General features: G+C 63.2%; 17 protein-coding genes and 1 pseudogene. 13 read left to right on the plus strand and 5 right to left on the minus strand.

All coding sequences use genetic code 11. From position 1 onward, the window contains the following. Positions 1–215: 215 nt before the first annotated feature. Both ABQX22_RS23765 and ABQX22_RS23770 read right to left on the minus strand, forming a co-directional pair. Positions 216–1,391, minus strand: coding sequence for an MFS transporter (locus tag ABQX22_RS23765; protein WP_349802327.1), 1,176 nt, complete (start codon positions 1,389–1,391; stop codon positions 216–218). Between the two features lie 150 nt (positions 1,392–1,541). Continuing rightward, a complete protein-coding gene (locus tag ABQX22_RS23770; RefSeq protein ID WP_349802328.1) occupies positions 1,542–3,446 on the minus strand; it encodes a sigma 54-interacting transcriptional regulator in 1,905 nt (634 codons plus the stop codon). Between the two features lie 237 nt (positions 3,447–3,683). On the opposite strand from ABQX22_RS23770, the gene ABQX22_RS23775 reads away from it, so the two are divergent. From ABQX22_RS23775 to ABQX22_RS23820, 10 genes are all read left to right on the plus strand, one after another. Next, entirely contained in the window at positions 3,684–4,166 is a 483-nt protein-coding gene (locus ABQX22_RS23775; RefSeq protein WP_349802329.1) for an MSMEG_0572/Sll0783 family nitrogen starvation response protein, read from the plus strand. Positions 4,167–4,307: 141 nt separating this feature from the next. After that, positions 4,308–5,306, plus strand: a complete 999-nt coding sequence (locus ABQX22_RS23780) for a Nit6803 family nitrilase (RefSeq protein WP_349802330.1) — start codon at positions 4,308–4,310, stop codon at positions 5,304–5,306. Continuing rightward, on the plus strand, positions 5,293–6,375 hold the full coding sequence (locus tag ABQX22_RS23785) for an MSMEG_0568 family radical SAM protein (protein ID WP_349802331.1): 1,083 nt from the start codon (positions 5,293–5,295) through the stop codon (positions 6,373–6,375). The genes ABQX22_RS23780 and ABQX22_RS23785 overlap by 14 nt, the downstream gene beginning before the upstream one ends. Positions 6,376–6,538: 163 nt before the next feature. Continuing rightward, positions 6,539–7,099, plus strand: a complete 561-nt coding sequence (locus ABQX22_RS23790; RefSeq protein WP_349802332.1) for an MSMEG_0567/Sll0786 family nitrogen starvation N-acetyltransferase — start codon at positions 6,539–6,541, stop codon at positions 7,097–7,099. Then, positions 7,092–8,120: a sll0787 family AIR synthase-like protein gene (locus ABQX22_RS23795; protein WP_349802333.1), complete on the plus strand. Its 1,029-nt coding sequence runs from the start codon at positions 7,092–7,094 to the stop codon at positions 8,118–8,120. The genes ABQX22_RS23790 and ABQX22_RS23795 overlap by 8 nt, the downstream gene beginning before the upstream one ends. A gap of 1 nt (position 8,121) precedes the next feature. Continuing rightward, the gene (locus ABQX22_RS23800; RefSeq protein ID WP_349802334.1) at positions 8,122–8,442 is read left to right on the plus strand and encodes an MSMEG_0570 family nitrogen starvation response protein; all 321 of its coding nucleotides are present in this window, start codon (positions 8,122–8,124) and stop codon (positions 8,440–8,442) included. A gap of 141 nt (positions 8,443–8,583) precedes the next feature. Then, positions 8,584–9,873, plus strand: a complete 1,290-nt coding sequence (locus ABQX22_RS23805) for an MSMEG_0569 family flavin-dependent oxidoreductase (RefSeq protein WP_349802335.1) — start codon at positions 8,584–8,586, stop codon at positions 9,871–9,873. A 192-nt stretch (positions 9,874–10,065) separates the two neighbouring features. After that, complete coding sequence (locus tag ABQX22_RS23810) at positions 10,066–10,797, plus strand: GntR family transcriptional regulator (RefSeq protein ID WP_349802336.1); 732 nt, start codon at positions 10,066–10,068, stop codon at positions 10,795–10,797. Positions 10,798–10,955: 158 nt separating this feature from the next. Next, positions 10,956–12,242, plus strand: a complete 1,287-nt coding sequence (locus ABQX22_RS23815) for an MFS transporter (protein ID WP_349802337.1) — start codon at positions 10,956–10,958, stop codon at positions 12,240–12,242. Between the two features lie 70 nt (positions 12,243–12,312). Next, positions 12,313–13,155 (plus strand): amidohydrolase family protein, encoded by an 843-nt coding sequence (locus ABQX22_RS23820; RefSeq protein ID WP_349802338.1) that lies wholly within the window; start codon positions 12,313–12,315, stop codon positions 13,153–13,155. A 162-nt stretch (positions 13,156–13,317) separates the two neighbouring features. Here the strand turns inward: ABQX22_RS23820 and ABQX22_RS23825 are convergent. Then, positions 13,318–14,097: pseudogene (locus tag ABQX22_RS23825) on the minus strand (exodeoxyribonuclease III); the annotation flags it as partial. Between the two features lie 183 nt (positions 14,098–14,280). Further along, complete coding sequence (locus ABQX22_RS23830; RefSeq protein WP_349802339.1) at positions 14,281–15,378, minus strand: AbrB family transcriptional regulator; 1,098 nt, start codon at positions 15,376–15,378, stop codon at positions 14,281–14,283. Between the two features lie 128 nt (positions 15,379–15,506). Between ABQX22_RS23830 and ABQX22_RS23835 the strand changes: the two genes are divergently transcribed. Beyond that, positions 15,507–16,409, plus strand: a complete 903-nt coding sequence (locus ABQX22_RS23835) for a LysR family transcriptional regulator (RefSeq protein WP_349802340.1) — start codon at positions 15,507–15,509, stop codon at positions 16,407–16,409. Positions 16,410–16,484: 75 nt separating this feature from the next. Then, entirely contained in the window at positions 16,485–16,709 is a 225-nt protein-coding gene (locus ABQX22_RS23840) for a hypothetical protein (protein WP_349802341.1), read from the plus strand. Between the two features lie 307 nt (positions 16,710–17,016). On the opposite strand, the gene ABQX22_RS23845 is transcribed toward ABQX22_RS23840, so the two are convergent. Continuing rightward, the gene (locus tag ABQX22_RS23845) at positions 17,017–17,553 is read right to left on the minus strand and encodes a nucleoside 2-deoxyribosyltransferase (protein WP_349802342.1); all 537 of its coding nucleotides are present in this window, start codon (positions 17,551–17,553) and stop codon (positions 17,017–17,019) included. A 167-nt stretch (positions 17,554–17,720) separates the two neighbouring features. Here ABQX22_RS23845 and ABQX22_RS23850 point away from each other — a divergent pair, with 167 nt between their 5' ends. Beyond that, positions 17,721–19,379 (plus strand): VRR-NUC domain-containing protein, encoded by a 1,659-nt coding sequence (locus ABQX22_RS23850; protein ID WP_349802343.1) that lies wholly within the window; start codon positions 17,721–17,723, stop codon positions 19,377–19,379. Positions 19,380–19,480 lie beyond the last annotated feature (101 nt).

Genomic DNA, 19,480 nt, shown 5'->3' on the forward strand with positions numbered 1-19,480 from the left:
GATGGCGTTCCACCGTTCAGCTTCTGCCCGGAGGGCGTGGGAGTCCGGCTTGCCGACGATGGGCTGCGCAGCGGCCCTAAGCCTAAGTGATGATCATGCCCACGCTCCGCGTGGGCATGCATCCCGTGACGCTCCGCGTCACACCGAAGCGGACGCGGAGCGTCCGGAGCGGCATTCCCACGCAGAGCGTGGGAACGATCAATCATCCCGCAGCTTCATCCGCGCGAGTTGTTCAGAAACGCCACCAGCGCTACCAGTGGGAACGCACTGCCGGCGATGACGATCCACAGCCAGCCGCCGTGGTGGTAAAGCCCGCTGGCAATCGCCGAGCCGATGGCGCCGCCGATGAAGATGCTGGTCATGTACAGCGCATTCAGGCGGCTGCGGCTTTTGGCGTCCAGGGCGTAGACGGCGCGCTGGCCGAGGACCATGTTCATCTGCACGCAGAAATCCAGCAGCACCCCCGTGATCGCCAGGCCGATGACCGCGAAGGCCGGGTGGATCAGACTCGGCAGAAAACTCAAGGCCGCAAACAGCAGCGCGCAGAGGCTGGCGACCCGGGTGTGTCCGGCATCGGCGAGACGGCCACTGATGGGCGCGGCTATCGCGCCGATGGCACCCACCAGCGCGAAGATCGCGATCTGGCTCTGGGACAGGCCGTAATGGCCCGCCAGTTCCAACGGCACGGCGGTCCAGAACAGGCTGAAGGTGGCGAACATGCACGCCTGGTAAAACGCCCGCTGGCGCAACACTGGCTGGGTGCGGAGCAAGGTCCAGAGCGAGAAAATCAGCTGACCGTATGACGCGCTGTGATCGGGCTGACGCTTGGGCATGGTGGTCGCCAGCACGATGCTGATCAGCGCCATCAACGCCGCCGCCGAGCCGAACACCGCGCGCCAGCCGAAGTGGTCAGCGATCAGGCTGGACACCGGTCGCGCCAGCAGAATCCCCAGCAGCAAGCCGCCCATGATCCCGCCAACCACCCGCCCGCGTGTTTCCTCCGGCGCCAGATTGGCCGCCAGCGGCACCAGAATCTGCACCGACACCGAACTGAAGCCCACCAGCAGCGAGACGATCAAAAACACGTTGGGTTGCTGGGCAAATGCGGCGCCCAACAGGCTGACGATCGCCACGCCGGTGGTGACGATCATCAGCTTGCGGTTCTCCAGCAGATCGCCCAGGGGCACCAGGAAAAACAACCCCAGCGCGTAGCCGATCTGGGTCAGCGAGACGATGAAACTGGCCATGGTGCTGGTCAGGCCGATGTCCGGCGCGATCAGCCCGATGATGGGTTGGGCGTAATAGATGTTGGCCACGATGGCGCCGCAGCAAAAGGCGAACAATATGGCCAGGCCTTTGGTCATGGTCGGCGCGCGAGTCTGGGTGGTCATGGGGGTTCTCGATTGTTCGCAGGTTCATTTGTGTAGGAGCGCGCTTGCCCGCGATTGCGATAGGCCTGTCCCGTTGCAGGTTGCTGACATACCGTATCGCGGGCAAGCGCGCTCCTACAGCGCGTGCGTATGGTGTGAGTAATACGTTTTTCAATCCACCTCAATATCCAGCCGCTTCAAACGCGAGGCGAGGGTCGTGGGTTTGACGCCCAGCAGCTCGGCCGCGCCGCCTTTGCCGAACAGCTTGCCGTTGGCGGCTTTGAGGGCGGCGTGCATGTTGTTGCGTTCCAGGTCGCGCATCTGGGTTTCGGTGAGGAACCCGTCGACGGCCAGCGGTTGAGCGACCGGGGCAGCAGCGTTTTTCGATTCCTCCGGCAGGTCCAGGTTCAGGTCGGCGCCGGTGGAGGTGATCAACGCCCGCTCGATGACGTTTTGCAGCTCGCGAATGTTGCCCGGCCATGAATACGCCTGCAGCCGTTCGATGTCACTGTTGCGCAACCGTCGCGCCGGCATGTTGAGGCGTTTGCCGGTCTGCTTGAGAAAGTGCGCCGCCAGCGGCGCGATGTCCAGCGGGCGTTCGCGCAGGGCCGGGGAATGGATCGGAAACACGTTGAGGCGAAAATACAGGTCCTCGCGAAAGTGCCGGGCCCCGACCTCCTGCCGCAAGTCCCGGTTGGTGGCGGCGATGATGCGCACGTCCACCTTGCGCGTGCGTTCTTCACCGACCCGCTCGAACTGCCCCTCCTGCAACACCCGCAGCAGTTTGCTTTGCAGCTCCAGGGGGATTTCGCCGATCTCGTCGAGAAACAGCGTGCCGCCATCCGCCAGCTCGAAACGGCCGACCCGGTCGCGGATGGCGCCGGTGAACGCGCCGCGAATGTGGCCGAAGAATTCGCTCTCGAACAGCTCGGTAGGAATCGCCGCACAGTTGACCCGGATCAGCGGGTGCGCGCTGCGGCGGCTGGCTTGGTGGATGGCGCGGGCGATCAGTTCCTTGCCGGTGCCGGACTCGCCATTGATCAACACGCTGGCGTCGGTGGGGGCGACCACGTCGATCTGCTTGATGATTTTCAGGATCGGCGCGCTCTGGCCGACGATCTCGCGGAAGTTGTGCTCGATGTGAATCTCTTCCTGCAAATAGGCGTTCTGGTCTTCCAGCCGCTGCTTCAGGACTTTCAATTCTTCCAGGGCGTTGTGCAGCTGATTCTCGGTGGTCCGGCGCTCGGTGATGTCGCGAAACACCACCACCGCGCCGGCGATGCGGCCATCGGAAATCACTGGGGTGCTGGTGAATTCCACGGGAAAGCAGGTGCCGTCGTGGCGCCAGAACACCTCTTGCCGCCCCTCATGCACCACGCCGTCGTGCACCGCCTTGTAGATCGGGCAATCCTCTACCGGGTAGTGGCTGCCGTCGGCATGGCTATGGTGGTGAATGCGGTGAATGTTCTTGCCCAGCATCTCTTTGGCTTCCCAGCCGAGCATCCGCGCGCCGGCCGGGTTGACGAAGGTCGCCAGGCCGTCGGGGTCGATGGCGTAAATGCCGTCGCCCACCGAACTGAGCAGCAACTGGTTATCGCGCTCAGACTCCTGAAACAGGTTGAGGATGTTGCGCCATTCGATCAGCCCGCCACGCATGGTGCGCTCGGTGTGGGCCTGATCCTGCTGGTATTTCTGCGCGCTGGCTTCGCGCAACACCAGGATCAGCTGCGGGCTGCCCTTGATTTGCAGCACCGTGGCGGAGATGTCCAGTTCGATGCGCTCGCCGCTTTTGCAGTTGCAGCTCAGGTCGTCGGTCCAGCCACGGCCTTTGTCCATGACCGCCTGGGTGAACACGATCAGCTCCGCCAGTTGGTGGCCGAACAGCTTGCTCACCGGCAGTTCCAGCAGTTCCTGGCGCGGATAGCCCAACAGTTTGCAGGCGGCGATGTTCAGGTCGCCAAAGCGGTCGGCGAACGGGTCAAGGAGGGTGATGGCTTCGGCGCAATGCTCGAACACCATGTGCCGCGACGAATAGGCCAGGTCTGCCCAGCCGATGAGAGAGTCGGGTTCACTCATGATTACGAAATCTCGTGATTTGGCGCTACGAATATTCGTATTACTACGGGAATGCGTGACATCGCGATAGGCGCAGATTGGCGAGATAAAAGCGGATCAGCCGCTTTAAATGAGTGAAATCAATAGCTTGAGCACGCGTGTGAAATGTTTTTTATTTTTGGCACGCCGTTCGCTCTAGAGCCTGTGTACCGGTGATCGACCCGGACACCGCACACCTCACGCCAACGGAGCCAAGACATGCCTATCGTAGAAACCCCGCACTACCAGGACGGCGACTTTCTGGTCAATTACGAAGAAAAGGTTTTCGAAGACGTTAAAGCCGAACCCGGTGAGAAGGCCCTGATCACCTTTCACACCATCGCGTTTGAAGGCTCCATCGGCCTGGTCAACATGCTGCAGGCCAAGCGTCTGCTGCGCAAAGGCTTTGAAACCAAAATCCTGCTCTACGGGCCGGGCGTGCAACTGGGTGTGCAGCGCGGCTTCCCGACCCTGGGCGCCGAAGCGTTCCCCGGTCACCTGGCGGTGAACAACCAGATCAAGGCGTTCATGGCCGAAGGCGGTGAAGTCTATGCCTGCCGCTTCGCCCTGCAGGCGCTGTACGGCCAGACCGAAAAAGCCCTGATCGAAGGAATCCGCCCGATCAACCCGCTGGACGTCATGGACCTGCGCCTGCTGATGCGCCGCGAAGGCGCGATGATTATTGATACCTGGACGGCGTAAGTCGCGAGATTCTTGATCAGCCGCCGATTTCTGTAGGAGCGAACTTGTTCGCGAGGCGTCATGCCTGACACACCGCGCAAGCCGCTTCGCCAACAAGTTGGCTCCTACAGAGCTTGCGTCAGCAGCAACAAGGACCCACCCATGCCCACCATCCGCGCCGCCGCCGTTCAGTTCAGCCCCGTGCTGTATTCCCGCCAAGCCACTGTCGCCAAGCTGTGCCGCACTTTGCTGGAACTGGGTCGCGAGGGCGTGCAGTTTGCGGTGTTTCCGGAAACCGTGGTCCCGTACTACCCCTATTTCTCCTTCGTCCAGCCGCCGTTCGCCATGGGCAAGGAACACCTGAAACTGCTGGAGCAATCGGTCACCGTGCCGTCCGACGTCACCCGGCAGATCGGCGAGGCCTGCCGTGAAGCGGGTATTGTCGCCTCCATCGGCGTCAACGAGCGCGACGGCGGCACGCTCTACAACGCGCAACTGCTGTTCGACGCCGACGGCACGCTGATTCAGCACCGACGCAAGATCACCCCGACCTACCACGAGCGCATGGTCTGGGGGCAGGGCGACGGTTCCGGTTTGCGCGCCGTGGACAGCGCCGTCGGCCGCATCGGTTCGCTGGCCTGCTGGGAGCATTACAACCCGCTGGCGCGCTACGCCTTGATGGCTGACGGCGAGCAGATCCATGTGGCGATGTTCCCCGGCTCCCTGGTGGGCGACATCTTCGCCGAGCAGATCGAAGTCACCATCCGCCACCACGCCCTGGAGTCCGGCTGCTTCGTGGTCAACGCCACCGCCTGGCTCGACGCGGGGCAACAGGCGCAGATCATGGCCGACACCGGCTGCGAGATCGCGCCGATTTCCGGTGGTTGCTTCACCGCCATCGTCTCGCCGGAAGGCCGCCTGCTGGGCGAACCCCTGCGCAGCGGCGAAGGCTGGGTGATCGCCGACCTGGACCTGAAACTCATCGACAAACGCAAACGCATGATGGATTCGGTGGGGCATTACAGCCGCCCGGAACTGCTCAGCCTGCTCATCGACCGCACGCCCACGGCCCACGTGCATGAACGCGCACCGCACCTGAGCGCGCCCGTACCGAGCGCTCCAGCCCTGAACCCCGAGGAGCCTGCCCATGCAGACCAATGAATTGCTCGCCGAACTGCAATGCCACGGCGTGCGTTGGCCCGCCGCGCAGAACGGCCTGTCGCGCAAGGGCGGCGCCGGCCCGTCGGACCACAAGGCGCTGACGTTCGGCAGCCGGACCATGATGGTGCCGATCCTCAATCAGGCCTCGCAGAGCTCGCCGTACCTGGCCGAGCCCAGCGCCGACGGCAGCCAGGCGCTGATCTTCCGCGAAGGCCTGCAAGTAGGGCAGGTGCAGATGCCCGGCGTGCCGAACTTCTACGCCCTGACCACCGCCGAAGGCATTCCGTACTGGAAAATCGCCACGCTGCACAGCAAGGACGTGCTCGCCACCACGGTGTTGCAGCACTGCATCCGCTTCAATGATCGCGGCACCTCGTGCCAGTTCTGCGCCATCGGCCAGTCCCTGGCGGCAGGCAAAACCATCGCCCGCAAACGTCCGCAGCAACTGGCGGAAGTGGCCAAGGCCGCCGTCGAACTGGACGGCGTGAAACACATGGTCATGACCACCGGCACCCCGCAAACCCCGGACCGTGGCGCGGCGATTCTGTGTGAGTCCGCTGCTGCCGTGACAGCCGCCGTCGCGCTGCCGATTCAGGCGCAATGCGAGCCACCGGACGACGACCGCTGGTTTCAGCGTCTGGCCGACAGCGGCGTGGTGTCGTTGGGCATGCACCTGGAAGCGGTCACCGACGACGTGCGCCAGCGGATCATGCCGGGCAAGGCCGAAGTGCCGCTGAGCCGCTATTTCGAAGCGTTCGAGGCGGCGGTGAAAGTGTTCGGTCGCGGTCAGGTCAGCACCTACATCCTGGCCGGTCTGGGCGACAGCGAAACCGCGATCACCGACATGAGCGAACGCCTGAGCGCCATGGGCGTGTACCCGTTCGTGGTGCCGTTCGTGCCCATCGACGGCACGCCGCTGGCCAATCACCCGAAACCCGACAGCGCAATGATGGCCCGCCTGTACCCGCAGATCGGCGCCAGCCTGCGCCGCCACGGCCTGCATTCCGACCAGATCAACGCCGGCTGCGCCAAATGCGGCGCGTGTTCTGCGCTGAAGAATCATGAATAACCCATGACTGACGAAATGGGATGGCTTGCCGAGGGCCCTTTTCTGTAGGAGTGAGCTTGCTCGCGATGCGATGGTTGCCGCGCAAAAGATGGGTCGGATGTACTGGCCTCTCGCGAGCAAGCTCACTCCTACAGAGGGCTATTCATTTCAGGGGAGACGGATCATGCACAGCCTGGCCTTTGCACTAGTCGACAGCACGTTTGAACCGTTTCGCGCCGGCGAGCTGGTGGTCAAGCCGGCCAGCGAGCACTGGGAGAAGCAGGCGTATTTTGCTCTGCGCCGTTCGGTGTTTTCCGATGAGCAACAACTGCTGGCCCAGGACAAGGACAGCCACGACTTTCAGGCCATCGCCATTGTGGCGCTGGCGGGCAGTTGCGGCATGGCCGATCAGGTGGTGGGCGCGGTACGGATTTACCAGCCGGAACCGGGTGTGTGGTTTGGCGGGCGCTTGTGTGTGGCGCCGGGTTATCGGCGGCACAGCATGATCGGCAAGGCGCTGGTCAACGAGGCGGTGTCCCGGGCCAGGGAGCTGGGTTGCGAGACGTTTCGTGCCACCGTGCAGTCGGCCAACGAGGTGTATTTCCATGGCCTCCATTGGCAGACCCTGGAACAGATGACCTTGCTCGGGCAGCCCCATTGCCTGATGCAGGCGGACCTGTCGCGTTACCCGTTCATGCCGCGTCAGGTCGCCTTGCGTGCCGTGAAGGTGGTGCGCCATGACTGACGCCGTGGATGTGAAAGCACTGCTGGACACCTTGCGCAGCACCCCGGCGATGCTGTCCAAGCAGGCGATTCAGCAACCGGCCCGCGCCATCGGCACCGTGAACACCGGCCTGACCCGCGCCCAGCTCTACGCTTTGCCCGGCGATGACACGGCGGCCATTGCCTGCGGCGAGCACTTTCAGCTGCTGGCCATCGAAAGCATGTTGCCCGGCTTCGTCAACAACGCGCCCTGGTTCGCCGGCTGGTCGGCGGTGATGGCCAACGTCAGTGACATCACCGCCATGGGCGGCCGGGCCACGGCGGTGGTCAACGCGTATTGGCACCACGACGACGCGGCGGCCCAGGAAATCCTCGCCGGGATCCGCGCCGCCTGCGACGCCTACGGCCTGTTGCTGGCGGGCGGGCATACCAGCCTGGCGCCGGGCAATCCCACGGCACTGGCGGTGGCGATCACCGGCATTGCCAGCAAGTTGCTGTCGACGCTGCACGTAGCCCCCGGTCAGGTGATCGCCATGGCCGTGGACCTCGAAGGCGACTGGCACGCCGACAGCACCTATTGGAAGGCCTTCGAAGGCGTGCCGGGCGAACGCCTGCGCAGCAAGCTCGAAGTGCTGCCGCGCCTGGCCGAAGCCGAGCTGTTGCGCGCTGCCAAAGACATCAGCAACGCCGGCGTATTGGGCAGCCTGTTGATGCTGCTGGAAACCACCGGCTGCGGCGCAGATATCGACCTGTCGCACTTGCCATGCCCGGCGCACGCCAACCTCACACGCTGGCTGCAGGTGTTTCCCAGCTACGGCTTTCTCATGACCCTGGACGAAGCCGACTGGCCCAACGTGCAGGCCGCGTTCGCCTTCGAGGGCCTGCGCTGCGAGCGCATCGGTCAGGTCAATGACAGCGGCGCGCTGAGCGTTTCTTCCGGCACCCAGCAAGAAACCTTCTGGGACCTGCGCCAACAGCCGTTCACCGGTTTCAGTTATCCCGATCTCGACCTTTCCCCCTTATTTGTACAGAAGGAGCACTGACATGCCCGCCGTCAATTTCAAGATCCGCTGGCCCAACGGCAAAGAAGCCGCCGGCTATTCACCGTCCACCGTGATCTACGAGCACTTGCAGGAGGGCGCGAGCTACCCGCTGGCCGAATTTCTGGAGCGCATCGAAGGCGGCCTGAACAACGCGTCGGAGCGGGTCAAGCAGGTGAAGGGTTTCTATTGCAGCTCGGCCATGGACACCCTGAGTTCGCTCAAGGGCCAGGCCCATTACCAGGAAGACGGCGAGGTGGAAGTCGTCAGCATGCGCACCGAAGGCGCCGGCCGCGTGACTGGGGCGGGGTGGAGTTCGTTTTGAGCTGATCGCCGCACACCCCTGTAGGAGCGCGCTTGCCCGCGATTGCGGTGTGTCAGGCGGTATTACCGTGACAGGCAAATCGCAATCGCGGGCAAGCGCGCTCCTACAGGGTCCATTCAATCAGTTGCACCGGAGAACTCCATGCCCAGCCCCCTCACCAGCCTCAAACCCCCTCACCACCGCGTGATCGTCGTCGGCGGCGGGCAGGCCGGTTTGTCGGCCAGTTATCACTTGAAGCAGCAGGGCATCGAGCACCTGGTGCTGGAAAAACACAGCCTGACCCACACCTGGCGCGACCAGCGCTGGGACGCCTTCAGCCTGGTCACGCCGAACTGGCAATGCGCGCTGCCGGGCTATCGCTACAGCCATGAGCACGGCGGCACCGACACCCACGGCTTCATGAAGAAAGACCAAATCAATGCCTACCTCGAAGGCTTCGTCAAAGCGGTCAACGCCCCGGTGCGCGAAGGGGTGGCGGTCAAGCGCGTGGTGCCCCGCGCGGCCGGTGGCTTCGAGGTGCACACCTCCCAGGGCGAGTTCACCGCCGATCAGGTGATCTGCGCCTCGGGCGGTTACCACACGCCGATTATTCCGCGCTTGGCCGAACGCCTGCCCGCGGGCATCACCCAGCTTCACTCCGAGCAATACCGCAATCCCCAGGCACTGCCCGAGGGCCACGTGCTGGTGGTGGGTTCCGGGCAGTCCGGCGCGCAGATCGCCGAAGACCTGCACCTGGCCGGGCGCAAGGTGTTTCTGGCGGTGGGCGATGCACCCCGTTGCGCGCGCTTTTATCGCGGCAAGGACGTGGTCGACTGGCTCGCGGAAATGGGCTACTACGACATCGGCGTCGACACTCACCCGCTGCGCGAAGGCGTGCGCGACAACACTAACCACTACGTCACCGGCCGTGACGGCGGGCGCGACATCGACCTGCGTGCCTTCGCCGCGCAGGGCATGGAACTGTTCGGACGGCTGGAGGGTTTGAGCGACGGCGTCCTGCAGTTCAGCGACACCCTGAGCGCGAGCCTGGACAGCGCCGATGCGGTGTACAACCGGATCAACGGCTCCATCGACAAGTACATCGAGGAGCAGGGCCTCGACGCGCCGGCCGGTGAGCGTTATGAGCCGGTATGGACGCCACAAGCGGAGCGCGTCGAACTGGATATGGCCGAGCAGGGCATCACCAGCATCATCTGGTGCATCGGCTTCACGCCGGACTTCACCTGGGTCGAAGCGCCGGTGTTCAACGGCCGCGGCCACCCGGGGCATCAGCGTGGGGTGACAGCGCAGCCGGGGCTCTATTTCCTCGGGCTGCCGTGGCTCTACACCTGGGGCTCGGGGCGGTTTTCCGGCGTGGCGCGGGATGCGGAGTATGTGGTGGGGCATATTGCGGGGGTGGCAAAGGCAGCGCGAAAGACGGCGGTTATGTGATCCCGTTGTAGGAGCGCGCTTGCCCGCGATTGCGGTGTCTCAGATTTATCTGCGGAGACTGACACACCGCAATTCGCGGGCAAGCGCGCTCCTACAGTGGGTCTGCCGGGCTTGACGAGCGTTTGTAACGAGACAATACTCAGTGGAAATTCATATAGATGACTACATAATTACAACAGCATGAGCTCTGACATGAACCGACTTTCCAGCGACGTCCGTCTTCCGCTTTATCAACGCCTGCGTGATCAACTGGCCGAGCAGATCGCCCACAATCGCTGGCGTCCGGGTGAAGCGATTCCCACCGAAGCGGCGCTGTCCAGCGAGTATTGCCTGTCCACCGGCACCGTGCGCAAAGCCATCGACATGCTGGTCAGCGAGAACATCCTCGAACGTCAGCAGGGGCGCGGCACCTTCATTCGGCGCCCGCAGTTCCAGTCCTCGTTGTTCCGCTTCTTCCGCTTCCAGTCCGCCTCCGGCGAACGCCAGGTCCCGGAAAGCCGCATCCTCTCCATCGAGCCCGTCACCGCGCCGTCCGCTGTCGCCCAGGCCCTGGGCCTGCCACTGGAGGCCCCGGTAATTCGTCTGATCCGCCTGCGTTTACTTGACGCCCAACCGGTGCTCGCTGAAGAAATCTGGTTGCCTCAGGTGCAGTTCCAGACCCTGCTGGAGATCGACCTGTCCCGCGAAGGGCCGCTGCTGTACCCGATCTACGAGCAGTTCTGCGGGCAAGTGGTGGCCTACGCCGAAGAAAGCCTGACCGCCGAGGCCATCAGCGAAGTGCATTCGCGCTTGCTGCAGGTCCCGGTCAACAGCCCGGTGGTGGTGATCGAACGTCTGGCGCGCAATTACGCCGGCGAGCCGCTGGAATGGCGCCGCTCGCGCGGGCATGCCGAGCATTTTCGGTACAGCGTTGATATCCGGTAGCCGCAGCAAAACCCTGTAGGAGCGCGCTTGCCCGCGATTGCGTCGTGTCGGTCGACACATCGACGTCAGATCCACCGCAATCGCGGGCAAGCGCGCTCCTACAAGGACGCGCAGCGTCACAAAAACCGCCACACGCCCACTCACAAGGACAAAAAAACATGTTCAGTTGGTATCGCCAGGTCACTCCTCGGGAGCGCAAGACGTTTTGGGCCTGCTTCGGCGGCTGGTCGCTGGACGCGCTGGAAGTACAAATGTTCGGCCTGGCGATCCCGGCGCTGATTGCCGCGTTTGCGCTCAGTAAAGGCGACGCCGGCCTGATCAGTGGCGTGACGCTGGTGACCTCGGCCATCGGTGGCTGGGTCGGCGGCACGCTGTCGGACCGTTACGGCCGGGTGCGCACGCTGCAGTGGATGATCCTGTGGTTTTCGGTGTTCACCTTCCTGTCCGCCTTCGTCACCGGCTTCCATCAGCTGCTGATCGTCAAGGCCCTGCAGGGCTTCGGCATCGGCGGTGAGTGGGCGGCGGGCGCGGTGCTGATGGCCGAAACCATCAACCCGCAATACCGCGGCAAGGTCATGGGCACCGTGCAAAGCGCGTGGGCCGTGGGCTGGGGCCTGGCGGTGGGCGTGTTCACGCTGATTTATACGTTCGTGCCGGCAGATATCGCCTGGCGCGTGATGTTCCTGGTGGGTTTGCTGCCGTCGTTCCTGATCATCTGGGTGCGGCGCAACGTCGAGGAACCGGACAGCTTTCAGCGCCTGCAAAAAGAAAACGCCATCCCCCAGAGTTTCTACAAATCCCTGGCCGGTATTTTTCGCCCCGAGCTGATCCGCGTGACCCTGCTCGGCGGCCTGCTGGGCCTTGGCGCCCACGGCGGTTACCACGCGGTCATGACCTGGCTGCCGACCTTCCTGAAGACCGAACGCAACCTGTCGGTGCTCAACTCCGGCGGTTATCTCGCGGTGATCATTTTTGCCTTCTGGTGCGGTTGCGTGGCCAGCGGCTTTTTGATCGACCGCATCGGCCGGCGCATGAACATCGTGGTGTTCGCCCTGGCCTGCGTGGTGACCGTGCAGTGCTACGTGTTCCTGCCGCTGACCAACACGCAAATGCTGTTCCTGGGATTCCCGCTGGGCTTCTTCGCGGCGGGCATTCCGGCCAGCCTCGGCGCGCTGTTCAACGAACTGTACCCGGCGGACGTGCGCGGGGCAGGGGTCGGTTTTTGCTACAACTTCGGCCGCGTGCTGTCCTCGGTGTTTCCGTTCCTGGTGGGCCACATGAGCGAGTCCATGTCCCTGGGTTCGGCCATCGGCATCGACGCCGGGATTGCCTACGGCGTGGCGGTGATTGCCGCGCTGTGCCTGCCGGAAACCCGAGGCCGCAGCCTGGAAGCGACGTCCGCTGCCGCGCAAGGTCACCCCGGCGGCGAGTCCGCCCGGGCCTGATATTTTTTAACTGTGCGGTGTGTCATCGGCCTGACGCCACACACCGCGCGCTTTGCGATAGATGAGTGCCATGCCTGATACCTGCTCCACGCCGATGCTCGGCATCGATGCACATGCTCACGTGTTCAGCAGGGAGCTGGATCTGACCACCGCACGACGCTACACACCCGATTACGACGCCACGCTGGCCATGTACCTGGACACCTTGCGCGAGCACGGTTTGAGCCATGGCGTGCTGGTGCAGCCCAGCTTTCTCGGCACCGACAACAGCTACCTGCTGGCGGCATTGCGCCAGGCGCCGAAGCAGCTGCGCGGCGTCGTGGTGGTGGAGCGCGAAATCAGCCGCGAACGCCTGGACGAGATGGACCGTCTCGGTGTGGTGGGTGTACGCCTGAACCTGATGGGCAAGCCGCTGCCGGACTTTTCCGAGCCGGCGTGGCACGGCTTTTTCGCGCACCTGGCCGAGATGGACTGGCACCTGGAGCTGCATCGGCAGGTGCAGGACCTGCCGGCGTTGATTCATGGGTTGATGCCGTTCGGGATCAAGATCGTGGTGGATCACTTCGGCCGCCCGGACGCGCGCCTGGGTGTCCATCAGCCGGGTTTCGCCAGGCTGCTGGAGGCCGGTTGCAGCGGGCAAGTATGGATGAAAGTCTCCGGCATCTACCGGCTTGAAGGCAACGAACACCAGAACCAGGCGTTTGCCCGTGAAGCCTTGCCGCTGCTGGAACAGAGCTTCGGCATGCAACGCCTGGTGTGGGGCAGCGACTGGCCTCATACCCAGCATGAAAGCAGCATCGGGTTTGGCAGCGTGATCGAGCAACTGCAGGCGTTGGGCTGCTCGGCGGCGACGCAGCGCTCATTGCTGATTGATGCGCCGTCGGTGTTGTTTGGGTTTGGGGCAGAGATTTAAATCGATCCCACTGCCGGAGCGAGATCTTTGTAGGAGCTGACGAGCCCGTGCGAGGCTGCGATTGCGGTGTGTCAGATGTACCGCATCGCTGCCTCGCACGGGCTCGTCAGCTCTTGGAAAAGCGCGGATGCTGCGCCTGCTCAGGTCCGTCCAGGCTCAATCCACCTTCAGCTCGATCCAGGTCGGCGCGTGGTCGCTGGCGTGGGGCAGGTCACGCACCCAACGGTCCACACCGGCGTCAACCAGGCGTGGCGCAACGTCGGCGCTCATCAGCAAGTGATCGATTCGCAGCCCCGAATTGGTTTCCCAGTGCTTGCGGAAGTAGTCCCAGAACGTATAAATCCGCTCGTCCGGGTATTTCGCCCGCAAGGCGTCGGTCCAGCCCTGATCCAGCAGGCGCTGGAAACAGGCGCGGCTTTCCGGTTGCAGTAGCGCGTCCTTGAGCCAGGAGCGGGTGTTGTAGATGTCGGCGTCGGTGGGGATGACGTTGTAGTCGCCCGCGAGGACCACCGGGTGCGTGCTGTTGAACAGGCTGTCGGCGTGGGCGATGAAGTGCTCGAACCACTCCAGTTTGTAATCGAACTTGGGTCCCGGCTGCGGGTTGCCATTGGGCAGGTACAGGCAACCGACGATCACCCCTTGCACGGCGGCTTCCAGGTAACGGCTGTGGGTGTCCTTCTCAAAGCCTGGCAGGCCCCGGCGAATCTCCAGCGGTTCCATGCCTTTGGCCAGAATCGCCACGCCGTTCCACGACGACTCTCCGTGCCAGATCGCCCCGTACCCGGCCTTGAGAATGTCCGCCGCGGGAAACGCCGTGTCCACCGCCTTCAATTCCTGAAGACAGACCACGTCCGGCGCTTCCTTTTCCAGCCATTCCAGCAGAATCGGCAACCGCGCGCGGATGCCATTGATGTTGAACGTGGCGATTTTCAGGCTGTTCACGACGGGCTCCTCGCGCTTGGGTTAAGCGTTGGAGGGAAGGGCGGGGGAGAAAATTCAATGAATGCATCCGGCTGATGCATCTCTCTGTAGTAGCGAACTTGTTCACGAGACGTACTCACGGCAATGCACGTCGGCAGATTCGCCAACGAGTTGGCTCCTACAGAAAAAACGGCTTCCAGGCCGTTACGCCATCCGCTCGGTCACGCGAATCACCTGTTTGGCGATGTATGCACCGGTTACGACTACACCGAACAGGCGCAGGGTCTGCATGGCCAGCACGAAGCCGACATCGGAATGGGTGTCGATGGCGATGATCGCCATGGCATCAAGGCCTCCGGGGCTGGTGGCGAGGTAGACCGACAGGTAGTCCTTGCCCATCATTTCCGCGATCACCCAGGCCGAGAGCGCGCAGAGCAGGATCAACAGCAGCGAACCGAAGATCATCGCCGGCAGCCGCCGCCATACGTAGTTGATGGTCACCCGGTCAAAGCGCAGGCCGATGTAGCTGCCGATGGCGCCATAGGCCACCGCCAGCAACCAGGGCGGCATGACGATCTGCAGCACGCCGCACAGCTGTAAGGCCCCACCCAATACCAGCGGCACCAGCAACGCGCCCGCCGGGATTTTCGAGCCGATGGTCACGCCCACCACAATCACCAGCAGGCTCAGGCCCAGGTTGAGCAGATTCAAGCCTTCCACCACCACCGCGCTGCTGTGCGCCTCGGTGCCGCCGCCGTCCACGCCCAGCACCCGACTGACCAGCGCGCCGATCATGACCACACACACCACCCGCACGTACTGCATGGTGGCCACCACACGGGAGTCGGCGCCGTAGTCTTCAGACATTGCGACCATCGCCGACGCCGCGCCGGGCGATGTGCCCCAGGCGGCGGTGCTGCCCTGAATGCCGCCCCAACGGGCCAGGGCGATCCCGACCAATGCGCTCAGCGCCACGGTCAACACCGTCGCGAACACCATCACGTGCCAGGACTGCAGCGCCGTCATGAGCACGGCCATGGTCATCGCGTGGGCCACTAGAACGCCGACGGCGCCCTGGCCCAGGCGAAACACCTGTTTGTTGATGCGGATCGATGCGCCGCTGATGCCAAAGCCGATCGCCACCAGCATCGGACCGAGAAACAGCGCGGCGGGGACGTTGAAGTATTTGAAGGTTTGACCGGCGGCGCCCGCCAGCAGGATGAGCAGCAGCCACTGCACCAGCGGGGGCAGGGTGTCGAGCGAAAAGGAGGCGGGGCGTGACAACGAGGATCTCCAGAGCATGGGCGTTCCCTTGTGGGCTGTTCCCTACGGAAAGGGCCTACAAGGCCTTTTCACCGGCGACAGTATCGACAGTGCGATCGATCAAGTCTATTTTCTAATTCTCATGAATTGATAACTTTGGTTGATACATGGACCTGCGCGACCTCACCTATTTTGAAACCATCGCCGAGCTTGGTCATCTGGGGCGAGCCGCCGAAAAACTCAATCGCAGCCAGCCGGCGTTGACCAAGAGCATTCAGCGGCTGGAGGAGTCCTTCGGCACCAAGCTGTTCCAGCGCGACGGGCGCCGGATCAAGCTGACCCCGGTGGGCGAACTGCTTCAGGCCCGGGGCAAGGTGCTGCAGCAAAGCATTGCCCAGACCCAGCGCGAAGTCCGGGATTTCGCTAGCGGCGCAGTGGGCAATATCCGCCTGGGCTGCGCCGCGACCATGGCCGAATACCTGTTGCCGGAACTGACCAATGCGCTGCTTAAACGCGCGCCGGAATTGACGCTCAAGCTGGTGATCGGCCAGGACGACATGCTGCGCAACCAGCTGAGGTCGGGGCAGCTGGACATGATCATCTCCCCACAGTGGCTGGACGACGTTGAGTTTGTCGGTCACCCGATCCTCACTGATGAAGCGGTGGTAATTGCCAGCCGCAACCACCCCATCTTTGACGGGCCGTTCCAGATGAGTGATTTATGCCAGTATCGCTGGGTGCTGCCGCCGGTCAGCGTGTCGTCGCGTAAATTCGTCGATGAAGCGTTTGCGGCCCACAACCTGCCGTTGCCGGTGGTGCAGGTCGAGGCGAACTCCATCTCGCTGCTGCCACGGTTGATCGCCCAGACCCGCTTGCTGAGCTTCATCGCCCGGGAAACCCTGGAATACGGCAAAAACATGCAGCACCTGCGGGAGGTCTCATTGAAGCAAACCACCATGACCCGGACCATTTGCGTCAGCGTCCGGCGTGAGGGTTACCTGTCGCCTGCCGCCCATGCCATGGTGCAGATGCTGCGCGACAGCAGTGGCGAGTTTTTCCGCTGGACGTAAGCGGGGGCTTCTTTTTTTCGCCCGGAGTGCGTTAGCCTGCGGGTCAACCAACCTTGACGAGTGGAGAGCGAACCGATGCACGCACAACACCACACGCCCACCGGGCTCAATGACCTGCCGCTGCGAGCGCAGGACGATCTTGAAGACGACCAGCATTTTGGTGGTGATCAATCCCCGCTGAACGACTCCGACGCCGACGAAGACAGCGACCCCGAAGGCGAGCTGGACCTCAGCGACCTGCGCCTGGATGAATTCGGCGATGCCGACAAGCTGGACATTGGCTCCGCTTCGCTGGGTTGAGTGTGCAAGAGGGGGCATACGCCAATCTGCTTCTGCCGAAGGCGTGGGAGTCCAGCTTGCTGACGATCTCCTGCGTAGCAGGAGCAAAGGCTGTAAATACGGTGAATCAGGACGGACGTGTTCTGCAGGTTTCACGCCTGCTGCGCAGCCGATCGCAGACAAGTCAGCTCCCACGGCCTCTGGCCAGAATCAAAAGCCTAATCGCAGACAAGTCAGCTCCCACGGCCTCCGGCCAGATCAAAAGCCTAATCGCAGACAAGTCAGCTCCCACGGCCTCTGGCCAGAATCAAAAGCCTCTGTGTGTCGATCAAACGCCCCCCGATGAAGTTCGAACGCCGGTGGCTCCCAACAAATACCCCGCCAACCGCTCAACCCCCACCTCGACACTGCTACTGCTCCCCGCCCATGTGCAAGCCAGCATCAGGTTGCGCGGCAGGCTGAAGTCTTCGACTTGAAACCCCCATTGATCAAAACAGTGCTCATCGTGTGCGATGACGTCGCGCAACGAACCGGCTGATTCAAAATAGGCCCACACCGGCTTGCCCAGCGCCACGGCCATCCCGACTTCAAATGCGGTGCCCGAGTCCGGCTCAAAGCCGCGAAACAGATTGAGATTGGCCAGCACCGCGTCGCAGCGTCGGATCATGCCGATGTTGGCGGCGCAGATCAGCTTTGCGGTGGCGTGGGCTTGGGCGGCAGCAGGGACGTCGTTGTCGAAGGGGTACAGGCCTTCCAGCCCGTGGGCGGTGCACAGCGCTTTGAGGTAGCGGCCGTGCTCGACGGCATCGGCACGGAACACATCGAAGCCGGCGAGGTAAATACGCGGTGGGGTGAGCAAGGTCATGGCAGTTCCCTGGAGGAGGCGGTGGTCAAGTGCAGGGCGCTGATTCTAACGACGGACGGACCTGCCGTTGATCGGTGGATGCGTAAAGCCGCGTAGGAAAGGGCTGGAATCTGTACGGATAAACAGTATTCTGACGCCTTTCCCGACCACGCCGTGTGACCTTTCCTGTGAGCCTTTCGCCCCTCGACAACCCGTTCTATTACCTGGAGAACTTTCGCCAGGTGCTGGACTGGATCGCCCAGCGCTACGACGACCTGATGGACGACGAGGAGCGCGCGTTCATCGCCGATTTCGCCCAGCTGCCACAGCCTGCCCAGGCGCTGCTGGTGCGGATGGTCATGCGCAAGGGGACGTTGTTTCGCGCCAGCAAGCTGCATTACCCGGAAATCGGCGACGTCAGGCTGGCCGTGCTGCCACTGTTGGCCTGCGGCTGGGTGGATTCCCGGCCGCCGCTGGACCTGGGCGAGCTGTTTCACCTGCTGCGCAAGGCGGAACTGAGCACCTGCTTCAAGGACCACGGCGTCAAGAGCAGCGAAAAGAAAGCCGACCTGCTGGAACGCCTGCTGCCGCACTACCCCCATTCCCAGGCGCTGGAACACTGGTTTACCGAGTTCGATGAGGTGGTCTTCGCCCTGCAGGTGATGCCGATCTGCGACCGTTTGCGCCTGCTGTACTTCGGCAACCTCTATCAGGAGTGGTCGGAGTTCGTGCTGGCGGACTTGGGGATCTACCGCTACGAGAAGGTGGAGTTTTCTGCGCAGTCCCGCGCCATCAGCGAGCGCGCCGACATCGACGTCTGCATCGAGCTGCATGCCTGTCGTCAGGCGCTGGACGAGGACACTCCGCTGGAGGCACTGGCACAACGGGCGTTGGCCGTCGTCACCGCAAACCCGTGGCTGGCCATGCGCCGGGCCAAGCTGTTGTTTCAGATGGGACAGCAGGCCGAGCGTGAACAGGATTGGCCCATGGCGCTGAGTGTCTATGCGCAATCGACGTACCCCGGCGCCCGGGTGCGCCGGATTCGGGTGCTGGAGCGCACCGAGCACTATGTCGACGCCATGGCCTTGGCCGAGCAGGCGCAGGCGGCGCCGGAAAATGACGCCGAAACCCAGCACCTGCTCAGGATTACCCCGCGCTTGCTGCGCAAACTGGGCGGGCCCGTTACCCGGCGTCGGGCGGCGCGGGTGGTGGAGCGTCTTGACCTCAGCGTCGCGCCGCTGCCGGATTTCAGCGTCGAGCGCATGATCCAGCAGCATTTGACGGAAGAGGGCGGCGAGGTGCATTACGTTGAAAATGCGCTGATCAATTCCCTGTTCGGTCTGCTGTGCTGGCCTGCGATTTTCGCGCCGCTGCCGGGTGCGTTCTTCCATCCGTTTCACAGCGCACCCAGCGATCTGTACAGCCCTGATTTCTATGAGCGTCGGGCTACTTTGTTCGACGCGTGTTTGTCACTCCTGGATGACGAGCGCTACAAGCAGGTGATCGGTGAGCATTTCGTCAGCAAGTTCGGGCTGCAATCGCCGTTCGTGTTCTGGGGCGCGCTGACCCCCGAGCTGCTGGAGCAGGCGCTGGATTGTCTGCCGGCCGACCATCTGCGGCACTGGTTCCGCCGGTTGTTGCAGGACATCAAGGCCAACCGCACCGGGATGCCCGACCTGATCCAGTTCTTCCCGGCGCAGCGTCGCTATCGCATGATCGAGGTCAAGGGCCCGGGGGATCGCCTGCAGGACAACCAGCTGCGCTGGCTGGATTTCTGCGCCGAGCACGGGATGCCGGTGGTGGTGTGTTATGTGCGGTGGGCAGAGGCAGAGGTCTTGGCGGGCTGACGAAATCGCTTTTGTAGGAGCGCGCTTGCCCGCGAATGCATGCTGTCAGGCCGCATATGTTGATCAGACGCACCGCCATCGCGGGCAAGCGCGCTCCTACA

The sequence above is a fragment of the Xanthomonas sp. WHRI 1810A genome (assembly GCF_040202885.1).
In the GTDB taxonomy this organism is placed as follows: Bacteria; Pseudomonadota; Gammaproteobacteria; order Pseudomonadales; family Pseudomonadaceae; genus Aquipseudomonas.